This window comes from Microbacterium sp. SORGH_AS_0454, from assembly GCF_031453395.1.
In the GTDB taxonomy this organism is placed as follows: domain Bacteria; phylum Actinomycetota; class Actinomycetes; order Actinomycetales; family Microbacteriaceae; genus Microbacterium.
The window spans coordinates 464,971-478,080 of sequence record NZ_JAVIYS010000001.1 but is presented as its reverse complement, the minus strand read 5'-3'; the positions used below and the strand labels follow the sequence as shown (position 1 = coordinate 478,080).

Sequence of the window (13,110 nt, the reverse complement as noted above, 5' to 3'; positions counted from 1 at the left end):
TCCGCGCCTGGGGACGCTCGTACCGTCGCGCGTTCGCCCGGCATGCCCGCGTCGTGCCGCTGCTGATGACGGAGCGCGCGTCGGGCCCCTGTCCTCCTCGCGCAGTACGAGGACTTCGCGGCGGCCGCCGAGGCCGCCGGGTGGACGCTGCGCGATGTCATCCCGCTGCTGACCGCCTTCGAGTCCTTCATCCTCGGCAGTGTCCTCGACATGTCGGGGCCCTCCGTGGTGTTCGACCCCACGGGCCAGGAGGAGGCGTTCCCGCGCTTCTCGGCGGCTTTCGACACCCTCGCCGACGAAGACCCGGAGGACCCCGTGGCCACCCGCGCCTTCGAGCTCGGGCTCGATATGCTGATCGCCTCCGCACGGCCTCGCTGACGCCGAACCCGTATTCGGGCGCAGGGCAAGTCCTGGCTCGAGGTGATCCCGACCTGGGACGATTCCGGGATGGATGCCACCACGGACGAGCCCGCGATCCTCCCCGACCGGCCGCGGTCCGACGCGCGCCGTCCGGTCGCCCTGGTCGTGGGCGTCGTCGCGACCGTGCTCTTCGTGGCGCTGCGACTGGCCGTCGATCTCGACGGGGGAGCGCCGCTGGCGTTCGACCAGTGGTGGGACGACACGATGGCCGCGCTCGCCGACCCGGTCGCGGTCATCGTCGCGTGGATCCCCGCCATCGTGGGCGGCACGATCGGAATGATCGTCATCGGCATCACGACCGCCGTCGTCTTCGTCCTGGTCAAGCGCCCGTGGGATGCGCTGAACGTCGCGGCATCCATCGCCCTGGTCGTGCTCATCGGCGCGCCCCTCGCCGCTGTCATCGCACGAGCCCGACCGATGGATTCGCTGGCCGAGACCCAGGCGACCTCGTTCCCCTCGGGCCACACCGCCGTCGCGACGACGATCGCGGTGACGCTCGCGTTGATCCTCCGCCGCGGGTGGATCTGGGCGGCAGGCGCCGTCTGGGTGCTGCTGATGATGTGGAGCCGCACCTACCTGCACGCGCACTGGCTCAGTGACGTCACGGCGGGTTTCCTGGAGGGAGTGGCGGTGGCCACCCTCGTCTGGGCGCTGGTCGAGGTGTGGCGTGTGCGCCGCGCGCAACGCCTGGTGGCGGTGTCCGGCTGAGCGCTAGGGTTCCCGGATGACCAGCGCCTCCGCCGCCGCCGACAAAGCCCAGGATTCGACCGCCTTCCGCGTCGCCGCACGCGTCGGCTACGTGGTCCTCGGGCTTCTGCACCTGCTGATCGGGGTGATCGCGGTGTCTCTTGCGACCGGGAGCGGCGGCGACAGCGCCGACCAGAGCGGAGCCCTGCAACAGGTGGCCGAGGCTCCGGCGGGCAAGGTGCTGCTGTGGGTCGTCGTCGTCGGGCTCGTCGCGCTTGCCGTCTGGCAGGTCGTGGATGCCGTCGCCGAGCGCGACCCCGACGAGAAGAAGCGCTGGGCGCACCGCGCGAAATACGTGGGAACGGCCGTCGCCTACGGGGCGATCGCCGTCACCGGCTTCACGATCGTCTCGGGCGGACACTCGGACTCCTCGCAGTCGTCGCGCACTCTCAGCGCGCAGCTTCTCGCCATGCCCGGGGGCATCGTCCTCCTGGTCGTCGTCGGTCTGGCGGTGGCGGTGATCGGCGTCGCCTTCGTCGTGCGCGGTGTCACGAAGGCCTTCATGAAGAACCTGTCGAGCCCGGGCGGGACGGCGGGGCGTGGCATCCGGACCTTCGGGACGATCGGTTATGTCGCCAAGGGGATCGCGGTGGGCGTGGCCGGCATCCTCTTCATCGTCGCGGCCTTCTCGCACGATCCGAACGCGGCCGGCGGTATCGACTCGGCGCTGCGCTCGCTCGCGAGCCTGCCGTTCGGGCAGGTCGTCCTGTGGCTCGTGGGCGCGGGGCTCGTCGTGTACGGGCTCTTCTGCTTCGCCCGGGCCCGGTACGCCCGCATGTGAACGCGCTGATCAGGGAGTGACGACGGTCACGCCGGCCTCGGCGAGGGCGGCGGACAGCTCGGGTGACGGCTCGGCGTCGGTGATGAGGTAGTCGGCCTTCTCGAGGGGGCCCACCTGGGCGAACAAGCGTCGGTCGAGCTTCGAGGAGTCGGCCAGGATCGCGGTGCGATCCGCGCGCTGGATCATCTCGCTCATCATGGTCGCGTCGCCGAGGTTGCTGGTCGAGAAGCCGGAGCCGTCGACCGCGCCGACCGCGATGAGGGCGTAGTCGCAGCGGATGCCGACCTCGGGGGTGTGCGAGTTCATCGCCAGGGTCACCGGGCCGGTCGTGGCCTGGGTGATGGTGCGGACCGCGCCGCCGAAGATGTAGAGATCACGGAACACGCTGGGGGAGATCTCGGCGGGGATGCGCAGGTTGTTCGTCGCGATCGTGAGGTTCCGGTGATTGCGCAGGGCTCGGGCGACCGCCAAGGTCGTGGTGCCGGCGTTGAGCATGAGGACGGATCCGTCCTCGATGAGATCGGCGGCGAGTGCGGCGATGCGCTCCTTCTCGGAGATCTGCATCTGCAGGCGTACGTCGAGGCCGCGGTCACGGCCGGGGACCGACATCGCGCTGACGGCGCCGCCGTGGGTGCGCACGACGATCCCTTCGCGATCGAGCTGGTCGAGGTCGCGGCGGACCGTGTCGATCGAGACGCCGAAGTGCGAGGCGAGGTCGACGACGGTCACCTGGCCCGACTCGGCGACGTAGGCGGCCAGCTCGGCTTTGCGGCCCGCGGGGAGCCGTCGCTTGACCGTGGCGGTGGATGCGTCCATGCCGTCATCTCTAGCACAGAGCGGCATGTCGGTCCGCAGAATTTGTGCGAAAACGGCAGAGAACAGCACTTCAAGCCCGTTGTTTGCTGACATTGGCGCGGCCTCCTGCCGGAATTATCACGGATCTGCATCGAGCTCTTGCGGCTTCTTGCAAAGGGGCGCATACTCGTGCTGAAAGACGCAAGAACGCGCAGAACAGCGCGAAATGCGGCAAATCTCAACGAGGAGAAATGATGGACAACAGCGGGCGCCGGCGTCGGAACGCCATCAAGCTCGTCGGTGCCGCGGCAGCGGCCACGACCCTCCTGGCGATGGCGGGGTGCTCGTCGAACGGTTCGGGAGCGTCGTCGGACGGGAACGTCACGATCGAGTTCGCCCAGTGGTGGGAGCCGGAGCTCGGCGACGGAGCGTTCCGCGGACTCATGGACGAGTTCGAGAAGGAGAACCCCGGTATCAAGGTCGACCTCGTCAGCGGGCCCTACGCCTCCACGAAGGAGCAGCTCTTCGCCGGGGCGGCATCCGGCACCATGCCCGACGTCGTCGGCCTCGACGGTGCGTGGGTCAGCGACTTCGCCAAGCAGGGCGTGATCGCCGATCTGTCGAAGCTGATGAGCGACTCCGGCTACGACGACAGCCAGCTCGCCAGCCAGATCAAGGTCGATGGCAGCACCTACATGATCCCCGTGGTCAACTTCGTCTACCCCATGTTCACCAACGACGGGCTGCTCTCGCAGGCCGGTGTCAGCTCTCCGCCGTCGACTCGCACCGAGTTCGCCGACGCGGCGAAGAAGATCAAGGCCCTCGGCGGAGACGTGTCGGGGTGGGTCCTCCCGCTCTCGCTCGAAGCCCCCAACGGCGTGCAGAACGACGTCATGTCATGGGTGTGGGCCTCGGGCGGGTCGATGCTGAAGGACGGCAAGCCCGACCTGACGAACCAGGACGTGGCCTCGGCCACCGACTACATCCAGCAGCTCTGGGAGGACGGGGTCATCGCTCCCGGATCCTTCACGATGAAGGAGCAGGACAAGGTCGAGGAGTTCACCAACGGACGTGTCGGCATGATGATCGACTCGCTGGCCCACATCAATCTGATCCGACAGTCGAACCCCGACCTGAAGTTCTCGATCTCGGCGATCCCGGCCGAAGACGGCTTCACCGGAGAGCGCGGCATCCCCTACGCCTCGTGGGGCATCGGCGTGGCCGAGAACTCGCAGCACAAGGATGCCGCCTTCAAGCTCGTGCAGTTCCTGATGGGCAAGGACGTCAACAGCGAGCTGTCGACGATGGCCAAGGCGTTCCCCGGCAACACCGAGAGCGTGCCGACATTCGTCGCGGACGACGAGCTGTTCAAGACGGCGTTCGACATCTACAAGAAGGGCTACCCGGCGAACGAGTTCACGGGTCTGCCCGTCGCCGAGGAGCTCATGCGACAGTTCGGCACCCAGTTCCAGTCGGCTCTCGACGGACAGCAGTCGATGAGCGACGCGCTCACCAAGACGCAGGACGAATGGACGTCGGAGTTCTGATCCGACCCCGCACCGGGATGCCGCACCGCCACCGCCCGCGGTGCGGCATCCCGCTCAGCGAAAGCCGCACATCATGACCATGCGCACTCTCACACCCCCCGACACCGAGGTGATCGTCACCGGACGACCCGCCTCCCGCCGCACCCGGCAGCTGCGCAAGGCCGGCGAGGCCTACGCGTTCCTGTCTCCGACGCTGATCCTGTTGTTCGTCCTGATGATCGTCCCGATCGTCATGGTGATCGGGTACTCGTTCCAGGACAACGTCATCCTCAACAAGAGCCCCGAGGTCGTGGGTCTCGACAACTACATCGCGATCCTCACCGACTCCGGCTTCTGGAAGGCGACGGGCAACACCCTCTTCTTCACCCTCACGAGCGTCGCCGCGCACCTCGTGCTCGGACTCTCGTTCGCCCTCCTGCTCAACAGCCGGCTCATCGGCGCGGTCCCCCGGGCGATCTTCCGCGGGCTCTACGTGCTCCCGTGGCTTTTCACGGTCGCCGTCATCGCCGTGCTGTGGCGCATGCTGCTCGCCCCGAACGGCATCGTCAACTTCCTGCTCCACACGAACATCGAGTGGCTCGCCTCGCCGCAACTGGCGCTGGGGACGGTCACCTTCATCAACATCTGGGCCGGTTACCCGTTCTTCATGGTGAGCCTGCTCGCCGGTCTCCAGGGGATCCCGAGCGACCTCTACGAGGCCGCGACCGTCGACGGTGCCAGCCCCGTGCAGCGCTTCTGGAACGTCACCGTCCCCCAGCTGCGTCCCATCATCGTGAGCCTGCTGCTGCTCGACCTCATCTGGACCTCGCAGCAGTTCGCCCTCATCTGGCTGACCACGGGCGGCGGTCCCATCGACGTCACCGAGATGCTCAGCACCTTCACCTACAAGCTCGCATTCGCGAAGTACGACTTCTCGATGGCCTCCACCTCGGCGGTGCTGGTCCTGGCGATGTCGATGATCATCGCGGTGCTCTACGTCCGCCACCAGAAGGCGAGGGACTGACCATGGCCTCGACCACGACCGCGCGCCCGCGCGCCACCAGCGCGATCGCGCGCCGCCGGCTCGCCAAGACCGGCGTGCTCATCGGCCTGTTGATCGGCGCGGTCTTCGCCGCCGGTCCCGTGCTGTGGATGCTCTCGAGCTCGTTCAAGTCGAACACGCAGATCTTCGAGCTCCCCCCGCGCCTCATCACCGACACCTTCTCGTTCGACGCGTACATCTCGATCTTCACCAACCCCGAGACGGTGCGCTTCTTCATCAACAGCTATGTCGTGGCGGGGGCGGTGACGATCCTGACGCTGCTCGTCGCGATCCAGGCGGCGTACGCCTTCAGCCGATTCGAGTTCCGCGGCAAGCGCGTCGTCAACGTCATCATCGTCAGCGTCCAGGCGGTCCCGCCGATCACGCTGCTGATCCCGTACTTCGGTCTGATGGTGGGGCTCGGCCTCTACAACACCTATCCGGGGCTCATCTTCACCTACATGGTGTTCACGCTGCCCTACGCGATCATCATGATGACTGGGTACTTCAACACCCTGCCGAAGGAACTCGACGAGGCCGTCCGAGTCGACGGCGCGGGCTCGTTCACCGCCCTCTGGCGGGTGCTCGTGCCCATCTCGATCCCCGGGATCGTCTCGGTGGGGATCTACACCTTCATGATCGCGTGGAACGAGTTCCTCTTCGCCCTCACCCTCACGCGCACCATCGACATGCGCACCGTGCCGATCGGCATCCAGCTGCTCATGGGCCAGCACTCCTACGAGTGGAACCAGATCATGGCGATGAGCATCCTCGGCTCGATCCCGGTGCTGCTGCTCTTCCTCTTCTTCCAACGCTTCTTCATCAGCGGCCTCACGGCCGGCTCAGTGAAGAGCTGACCTCCGCACACCCAACCCCGAACAAGGAGAAATCCGTGCTCTACACCGGCAAGTCCATCCTCGACGTGGCGAACGCCCACAGCTTCGCCATCCCGGCTTTCAACATCAGCGATTGGGCGATGTTCACCGGGATCATGGACATCAGCGAGGAGAAGAACGCTCCGGTCATCATCGCCATCCACCCCGACGAGGTCTCGCACATCACCACCGACCTCATCCCCGCGATGCACGCCCGCGCGCACCGCTCGAGCGTTCCCGTCGCCATCCACTGGGACCACGGCGGAACGTACGAGCAGATCGTCCAGGCCATCCAGGCCGGCTTCACCTCGGTCATGATCGACGCCTCGCTCGAGCCCTTCGAGCAGAACGTCGCCCTGACCCGCAAGGTCGTCGAGGCCGCCCACGCGGTCGGCGTGCAGGTCGAGGGCGAGCTCGGAACCATCGGCGCGAACGACAGCTACGGCGAGTCCGGTGCCGCCGAGATCATCTACACCAACGTCGACGACGCCGTGCGCTTCGTCGAGCAGACCGGGGTCGACAGCCTCGCCATCGCCATCGGCACCTCGCACGGGCTCTACCCCGCCGAGAAGAACCCCGAGCTGCGCCACGACCTGCTCGAGCAGATCAAGGCGGCGGTCGGCATCCCGCTCGTGCTGCACGGCGGGTCGAGCAACCCCGACGGCGAGCTGAGCCGGGCGGTGGAGCTGGGCGTGAACAAGATCAACATCTCCAGCGACATCAAGGTGGCCTATCACGACCGCATGCGCGAGGTGCTCGGCACCGACCGTCGCCTGCGCGAGCCCAACGCCATCCAGCCCGAGTGCATCGCGGCGATGAAGGTCACCGCCGCTGAGAAGATCGACCTGTTCGGCGCCGCCGGCAAGGCCGACCTGTACTGATCGAAGGAGACCGGCGCCATGGGGGAAGACCTCGTCCTCGGGCTCGGCGGGACCGTCGACTACGAGATCCGGTGGGATGCCGAGGTGCTCACCGCCCTCGCGGCGGAGCACGGCATCCGGCTCGACGAGTTGACCACCACGACGCCCATCATCGACGAGCGCGCGCTCATCGTGACGGTGCTCGCCTTCCTCGCCACGGGCGGGGGAGGCGAGCGCTTCGTGCTCTCGTCGGAGATCGTGGAGCGCTTCGCGGCGCACTTCGACAAGAACGTCACCCTGGGCGGCACGGGGGTGCGGGCCGGGATCGCGCTCGATCGCATCGGCATCCCGACGGTGCAGCACCTCGTCAGCATCGACGACAATGTCCGGCGGCTCCTGCCGTCGTCGATGAGGATCGTCTCGTCGGCGACGCGTGACACCCTCGACCCGCACCTCATCGTGCAGTACCCCGAGGGCACGACCGTGCGCGTGGTCGACGGAGCGGTGACGGCCACGGCCTCCAATCGCCTGATCTTCGCCAACGACGCGCCCAACCGCGAGATGGCGATCGCCGACCGACTCGGCGACGCTCTCGAGTCGGCTGCGGCCTTCCTCGTCTCGGGTTTCAACACCATGCAGGATGCCGATCTGCTCGAGGCCCGGCTCGACGACCTGGTGAGCGCGATGCGCCGTCTTCCCGCCGGTGCCCTCGTGTACTACGAAGACGCGGGGTTCTACCAGCGCGAGCTCTCCGCTCGCGTACGGAGGCGACTGCTCGAGCGCATCGACGTGTACGGCATGAACGAGGACGAACTGCAGGAGTACCTGGGGCGCTCCGTCGATCTGCTCTCGCCGGACGACGTCGAGGCGGCCCTCGCCGAGGCGCACGGGCTCATTCCGGCGCGGGCGCTGGTGGTGCACACGAAGTACTGGGCGCTCGCCGTCGGTCCCTCGGCGGCGCGGCACGAAACGGGACTCGAGAGCGCCGTGCGCACCGCGGCGACGCGCTACCGGCTCGGCGACGCGTGCACGGCAGCCGACCTCGATGCCACCGCGAGATTCGCGCGCCATCCCGGGGGAGCGGCGGTGGTCGCTGCCCTGCAGCGGAGCGGAAGGGCGGTCGGCGTGCCGGCGTACCTCGTCGACACCGCCGATCCCACGACGATCGGCCTGGGGGACACGTTCGTCGGCGGCTTCCTGGCGGCCGTACCGGCCGCTGCGCGGCACGCGACCGCGGCCGCTCTGGATCGGGCCCTCGACGCCGTGGGCGGCGCGCCGGGCTGAGCTGGCGCGGCCCCGGATCTCTCAACGCGCCGCGGTGTCGGCATCCGGGTCCGAGAACGGCCCGCACGCCGCGATCACGCGGCGGAGGCTGACGGCGGCCTCCCACGCGTCGAGGGGCTCCTCGTGCGCGTCGAGGGCGCGCAGGCTCTCGGTGTAGCGCGTGAGGGACTCCTCCGCCGCGCGCAGGCTGCCCGCGTCGGCCTCGGGTCCGGGTGGCGTCGTGACCAGGGGCGAGACCGCGTCGATCGCGTCGGCGAGGGTGCGGCGCACCTCGGCAGGAAGACGGGTGTCGACGTCGGGACCCGCGGTGAGTCGTGCCAGTGCCGCGGCCAGTTCACGGGTGGCATCCGCGGTGCCGGTCAAGGCGTCCAGGCGGCGTCGATCGAGGTCGCGCGGTGTCTTCAGCCGACGGCCGCGCGGGTTGTAACGACGGCTCTCGTCGGCGAGGTCGACCTCTTCGCGGACCTCGACGAGGGTGTCCTCCAGCGCGGCGGCGGCCCGGTCGGCGGCCTCGGGGTCGAAGGAGCGGCCCGCGAGCGAGGTCGACATCGCCCCGAGCGCCTCGCCGAGGGCGTCGCGAAGGCGACTCAGTCGGTCGTCGGCCTTCTTCACCCGGAGCGGCGGAACGACGAGCAGATTCACCACGACGCCCACCACCACGCCGAACGCCATCGTGACCAGGTACGACACGGAGTACCCGTCGGGGTCGGCGCCGCCCAGCAGCAGCACGAAGAGTCCCGCGATGGCCACCCAGTCGCGCCCGACGCCGAGGGCGCGCACCCCCGCGAGCAGCACGCCGATCAGGATCACGGCGGCCACCGCGACGATGCGGGGCAGGCCCGCGCCGACGACGGCGAGGCTCGCCAGGCCCAGGCCGATTCCGAGTGCCAGACCGACCACGGCCTGGACCCCGCTCGAGGCGGAGCGCGCGACGGTCGGGTACATACTCACCAGCACTCCGAGCGGCGCGTAGTACGAGTACTCGCTCTGCGCGAGGGGGACGAGAGGGGCGAGGTACCAGGCCAGCGCCGCCGCCGCGGCGGTCTTGGCGGCGAGCAGCAGGCGGTCGGCGGTGATCGCGTCGGACCACCATCGGCGGGGGTCGAGGGCGGCGGGGACGGTCATGAGCGGGGGGTGCGCGGGCGAGTCGACACGCTCCCATGCTCGATGTCGGCGACCGAGCCGTCGTGGGGGTTGCCCCGCTCGGGTCGCCGGGTTAGGACTCAGCGCCCGGGGCGGTAGGCATCCCAGAGGACGCGCGCATGGCGGGCCTTCGCGCGCTCGACCCCGTCCTCGTCGTGACGGGCCGCGCTGATCCATTCCGCGAGGCGGCTCGCCACGGCTCCCAGCACCATGCTCAGGTCGGCGTGAGCGGCGGGAGGCACCGCCGCCTCCGACGCCGGCATCCGTCCCTTCGGCGCCAGGTCGTCGTCGATGTGCTGCAGCACGAGCCGAGCGACCCCGACGGCGTGGCTGTTCACGACGCAGTGAGCGGCGCCCTCGATCTCCCACCGCCGAGCCCTGTGCGCGCGGGCGACGAGTCTCGAGTGCAGGCGACGGGGCGAGGGGCGGTCGTGCTCGCCCCGGATGAGCAGCAGGGTCGCTCGTCCCGCGCCGATGCGGTCCGAGATGCGGTAGCGCAGCATGTGCGGCAGCGCCTCGAAGAAGTAGAGGAACCCGCACAGCAGATAGGCCGACACGGCGAGCAGCGCGATGTGGATCGACTCGCGCACGGTCGACTGCACGAATCGCACGCCCTGCACGATCGCGGTGGACTCCGCCTCGTCGACGACGGGGCTCACCAGCACCGCGTGCGAGAGGCCGGGGCGGCGCGCGAGGACCTCGGTGACCACCTGCGTCCCCATCGAATGCCCGATCAGGACGGGGTCGTCCAGGCCGTAGTGATCGAGCACCCCCTCGACCTGATCGGCGAAGTAGGCGGCGGTGGGGGATTCTCCGGATGCCGGGACCCCGCCGAATCCGGGGAGGTCGAGCGCGTACACCTCGCCCTCCTCGGCCAGCAGGGGCGCGAGGAACTCGAAGTACGTCGACGCGACTCCGATGCCGGCGACGAGCACGAAGGAGCGCCCGGTGTCCGCGGTCGTGGGCACGCGCGTCACGCGCGTGCGGGACGGGCCACGGCGATACGTCTGGACGTCGACGTCGGCGGGACGCGATTTTTCGGGCACCGCCCCAGGATGCCCTACCCGCCTGGGTGACCTGTCAATCCCGGTCCCGGTGTCGGGAGCCCCGCTTAGCCTTCCTGCATGAGCGATACCTCCCGTGAAGAAGAGACCCTGGGTGCCGTCCGCGAGGGCGACAACCCCGCCGAGAAAGATCCGTCCGACTGGGTGACCGGCGACGAGCCGATGACCGCTCCCCAGCGCAGCTACCTCGACACGCTCGCTCGCGAAGCCGGCGAAGAGATCCCCGCCGACCTGACGAAGGCCGAGGCATCGGAGCAGATCGACCGACTGCAGAACGAGACCGGTCGCGCCACCGAGTGATTTCTGAGGCGTCCCGCCGTCCCTTCGTCAGGACGCGCGGGACGCCTCTTCGTGTGCTGAGATGCCGTCGATGTCCTGACGCTCCCCGCGGGCGATGTCGTCGAGGAAGTCGGCGACGATGCGTCGCTCCGCGGGTCCCAGTCGTTCGGCGGCCGCCGCCGCCGACGTGCTCCGCACCGACAGGATGCGTCGGGCGGGGGAATCGGCGTCGATCGTCTCGCGCACCACGATGGACCGGCGGTCGCCCGGGTACGGCTCGCGTTCGACCCATCCGGCATCCGCGAGTCGATCGATCAGCGCGGTCGTGGCCGCGGACGAGATGCCCAGCATCGATGCGAGGATCCGCGGGGTCACGGGTTCGTCTTCGGGGGAGCGCTGCAAGAGGAACCGCAGAACCTTGGCGTCGTTCGGACCGATACCGAGGGAGTGAAGAGCCTGCCGCTCGGATGCGACGCCGGAGTCGGTGAGGTCGTTGAGAGCTCTGACCACGTCGTCGGCGGTCGTCGCGTCATTCATCTGTCCTCCTCGGTTCTCTCGATGAGCTAGTGTCTTTGAGGCCAATAAAGTAGTTGACCGTTGTACTTCGATGGTACCCGTCCATTCGATGCATCGGCAGGGGGCTGATCGCGGAGCCTGGCATAAGATGCCCAGGTGGAAACAGGGTCCGAGTCGCGCTACTGGTACGGCGCGAGCGATGAGGATCGTCGTCGCCGAGCCGTCGACGTCCTCCAGGCCTTTCGCGTCTATCGCGCTGCCGAGGTCGCCATGCGTCGCCGAACGCGCGAGTCGATGTCGATGGGCGAGAACGAGCTCCTGGTGCTGCGCTACCTCATCAAGGCGGCGGGGCAGGGCCGGCAGGTATCTCCGAGCGAGCTGACCCGATATCTCGGGGTCTCGACGGCCTCGACGACGGCGATCGTCGACCGCCTCGAGAAGACGGGCCACGTCACCCGTGTCCCTCACCCCACCGATCGGCGGAGCATCTTCATCGTCGCGACCGAAGTGAGCGACGAAGAGGTGCGTGCGACTCTCGGGTCGATGCACGCCCGCATGATGGCGGCGGTCGTCGACATGAGCCCCGAAGACAGCGCGGCCGTGATCGCGTGCCTCGGCCGGCTCCAGGATGCCGTCGATCAGGTCGACCCGCACCCGGTCGAGGCCGAGCCCGGTCGCTGACGGGTCGTCGCTAGGTAGGTAGTCCGCCTACTTACCGCCGAAACATTAGGCGGCGCATTCGCGGCGTGAAACCATGGAGCCATGGACGATCCGGTGAGCGACGCGGCGGTCGTCGCGCCCGCAGCGGCCGGCGCCCACGCTGAGAACCTGCGCGAAGTCGACGGGATCGAGGTCGCCTCGTTCCGAGCTGTGGTGGCCCGCCTGCGGGCGGATTACCCGCTCGAGGATCCGACGCACGTCGAGGCGATCGTCCTCCGCGAGTGGGAGGCCTTCTCGGCCGGTCGTCCCCTCGTAGTACCCACCGCGGTCGAAGAGGGTGCGCGCGAGATCCTCGACCAGACGGTCGTCTGATCTAGGAGCCGGACGAGTCCGGTTCGTCGACGAGCAGCAGCCCACCCGACGAGTTCGCCGACGTCGCCAGCGCCTCGATCCACGCTCGGCTCAACAGAGCCGGCTCCGGCTCGTCGAAGACGAAGCGCAGCGGAATCGAAGGATGCAGCCACACGGTGCTGCGCCCCACCTCCTGGCCGGGTCCGTGCGTCCACGACAAGGTGAAGCTCTCGCCGCGGCGGAGCTTGGTCGCGATGACCACCTTGACGTGCGCCAGGGCGCGATCCTCGATCTCGATCGGCGACGCGACGTCGCCGTAGTAAAGCGTTCCCACACCGGCACGCTAGTCGTGCCCGAACGAGGCGCCCACCGGGGTTGATTCGCGCGACGCGACGTGGCATCCCGGAAAGCGGCTCGACGTGCGTTCCTCGGATAGGCTCGACGGCATGGGTAGATTCATCTACGACACCGTTGCCAACGCGGTCGACATCGACGACCGTACGCTCGCACACCTGCGCATCGTCGTGATGAACAAGCTTCGGCGTTCCGAGTCGTTCATGTTCGACGTCGAGGTCGGCGACGGCAGCGGTCGGCGCAGCTTCTGGATGCACCCCTCCGTGCCGATCCAGTTCCACTTCTACGGCAGCCGTCAGCCGCGCATCAACCGGGTCTGGGTCGAAGACCTCATGCTCGCGGCGTCCGGCCCGAACGGCCTGGCGATCACGCCCGAGCCGAGCGAGGACGCCCTCGTCGAAGAGGGGTGAGCG

At 68.6% G+C, this 13,110-nt stretch carries 17 protein-coding genes; 12 read left to right on the top strand and 5 right to left on the bottom strand.

Annotation, left to right across the window (positions count from 1 at the left end; translation table 11 throughout):
• The first annotated feature begins 210 nt into the window (after positions 1 to 210).
• The 3 genes from QE454_RS02230 (at position 211) to QE454_RS02220 (ending at position 1,948) form a co-directional block, all read left to right on the top strand.
• On the top strand, positions 211 to 378 hold the full coding sequence (locus tag QE454_RS02230) for a hypothetical protein (protein ID WP_309668505.1): 168 nt from the start codon (positions 211 to 213) through the stop codon (positions 376 to 378).
• 69 nt (positions 379 to 447) lie between these two features.
• Entirely contained in the window at positions 448 to 1,128 is a 681-nt protein-coding gene (locus QE454_RS02225) for a phosphatase PAP2 family protein (RefSeq protein ID WP_307458549.1), read from the top strand.
• A gap of 16 nt (positions 1,129 to 1,144) precedes the next feature.
• Positions 1,145 to 1,948, top strand: coding sequence for a DUF1206 domain-containing protein (locus tag QE454_RS02220; RefSeq protein ID WP_307458552.1), 804 nt, complete (start codon positions 1,145 to 1,147; stop codon positions 1,946 to 1,948).
• A 9-nt stretch (positions 1,949 to 1,957) separates the two neighbouring features.
• Here QE454_RS02220 and QE454_RS02215 read toward each other — a convergent pair whose 3' ends face one another.
• A complete protein-coding gene (locus tag QE454_RS02215) occupies positions 1,958 to 2,764 on the bottom strand; it encodes a DeoR/GlpR family DNA-binding transcription regulator (RefSeq protein ID WP_307458554.1) in 807 nt (268 codons plus the stop codon).
• Positions 2,765 to 2,994: 230 nt separating this feature from the next.
• Here QE454_RS02215 and QE454_RS02210 point away from each other — a divergent pair, with 230 nt between their 5' ends.
• The 5 genes from QE454_RS02210 (at position 2,995) to QE454_RS02190 (ending at position 8,330) form a co-directional block, all read left to right on the top strand.
• Positions 2,995 to 4,290, top strand: a complete 1,296-nt coding sequence (locus QE454_RS02210; protein ID WP_307458557.1) for a sugar ABC transporter substrate-binding protein — start codon at positions 2,995 to 2,997, stop codon at positions 4,288 to 4,290.
• 73 nt (positions 4,291 to 4,363) lie between these two features.
• Positions 4,364 to 5,293 carry a carbohydrate ABC transporter permease gene (locus QE454_RS02205; RefSeq protein WP_307458560.1) on the top strand — a complete coding sequence of 310 codons (930 nt, stop codon included), beginning with the start codon at positions 4,364 to 4,366 and terminating at the stop codon, positions 5,291 to 5,293.
• A 2-nt stretch (positions 5,294 to 5,295) separates the two neighbouring features.
• Positions 5,296 to 6,168, top strand: coding sequence for a carbohydrate ABC transporter permease (locus QE454_RS02200; RefSeq protein ID WP_116238707.1), 873 nt, complete (start codon positions 5,296 to 5,298; stop codon positions 6,166 to 6,168).
• A 35-nt stretch (positions 6,169 to 6,203) separates the two neighbouring features.
• Positions 6,204 to 7,067: a ketose-bisphosphate aldolase gene (locus QE454_RS02195; RefSeq protein WP_210072398.1), complete on the top strand. Its 864-nt coding sequence runs from the start codon at positions 6,204 to 6,206 to the stop codon at positions 7,065 to 7,067.
• An 18-nt stretch (positions 7,068 to 7,085) separates the two neighbouring features.
• On the top strand, positions 7,086 to 8,330 hold the full coding sequence (locus tag QE454_RS02190) for an ADP-dependent glucokinase/phosphofructokinase (RefSeq protein WP_307458564.1): 1,245 nt from the start codon (positions 7,086 to 7,088) through the stop codon (positions 8,328 to 8,330).
• Positions 8,331 to 8,351: 21 nt separating this feature from the next.
• Here QE454_RS02190 and QE454_RS02185 read toward each other — a convergent pair whose 3' ends face one another.
• Positions 8,352 to 9,455, bottom strand: coding sequence for an FUSC family protein (locus tag QE454_RS02185; RefSeq protein ID WP_307458566.1), 1,104 nt, complete (start codon positions 9,453 to 9,455; stop codon positions 8,352 to 8,354).
• A gap of 98 nt (positions 9,456 to 9,553) precedes the next feature.
• Positions 9,554 to 10,519: an alpha/beta fold hydrolase gene (locus tag QE454_RS02180; RefSeq protein ID WP_210072395.1), complete on the bottom strand. Its 966-nt coding sequence runs from the start codon at positions 10,517 to 10,519 to the stop codon at positions 9,554 to 9,556.
• Between the two features lie 78 nt (positions 10,520 to 10,597).
• On the opposite strand from QE454_RS02180, the gene QE454_RS02175 reads away from it, so the two are divergent.
• Positions 10,598 to 10,837: a DUF3072 domain-containing protein gene (locus QE454_RS02175; protein ID WP_115915964.1), complete on the top strand. Its 240-nt coding sequence runs from the start codon at positions 10,598 to 10,600 to the stop codon at positions 10,835 to 10,837.
• 27 nt (positions 10,838 to 10,864) lie between these two features.
• Here QE454_RS02175 and QE454_RS02170 read toward each other — a convergent pair whose 3' ends face one another.
• Entirely contained in the window at positions 10,865 to 11,353 is a 489-nt protein-coding gene (locus tag QE454_RS02170; RefSeq protein WP_210072394.1) for a MarR family winged helix-turn-helix transcriptional regulator, read from the bottom strand.
• Positions 11,354 to 11,488: 135 nt separating this feature from the next.
• Between QE454_RS02170 and QE454_RS02165 the strand changes: the two genes are divergently transcribed.
• Both QE454_RS02165 and QE454_RS02160 read left to right on the top strand, forming a co-directional pair.
• Positions 11,489 to 12,013 (top strand): MarR family winged helix-turn-helix transcriptional regulator, encoded by a 525-nt coding sequence (locus QE454_RS02165; RefSeq protein ID WP_210072393.1) that lies wholly within the window; start codon positions 11,489 to 11,491, stop codon positions 12,011 to 12,013.
• 81 nt (positions 12,014 to 12,094) lie between these two features.
• Positions 12,095 to 12,364: a three-helix bundle dimerization domain-containing protein gene (locus QE454_RS02160; RefSeq protein ID WP_307458569.1), complete on the top strand. Its 270-nt coding sequence runs from the start codon at positions 12,095 to 12,097 to the stop codon at positions 12,362 to 12,364.
• Between the two features lies 1 nt (position 12,365).
• Here QE454_RS02160 and QE454_RS02155 read toward each other — a convergent pair whose 3' ends face one another.
• Complete coding sequence (locus QE454_RS02155) at positions 12,366 to 12,677, bottom strand: hypothetical protein (protein WP_210072391.1); 312 nt, start codon at positions 12,675 to 12,677, stop codon at positions 12,366 to 12,368.
• Positions 12,678 to 12,789: 112 nt separating this feature from the next.
• Here QE454_RS02155 and QE454_RS02150 point away from each other — a divergent pair, with 112 nt between their 5' ends.
• Positions 12,790 to 13,107: a hypothetical protein gene (locus QE454_RS02150; RefSeq protein ID WP_056226105.1), complete on the top strand. Its 318-nt coding sequence runs from the start codon at positions 12,790 to 12,792 to the stop codon at positions 13,105 to 13,107.
• The last annotated feature ends 3 nt before the right edge of the window (positions 13,108 to 13,110 follow it).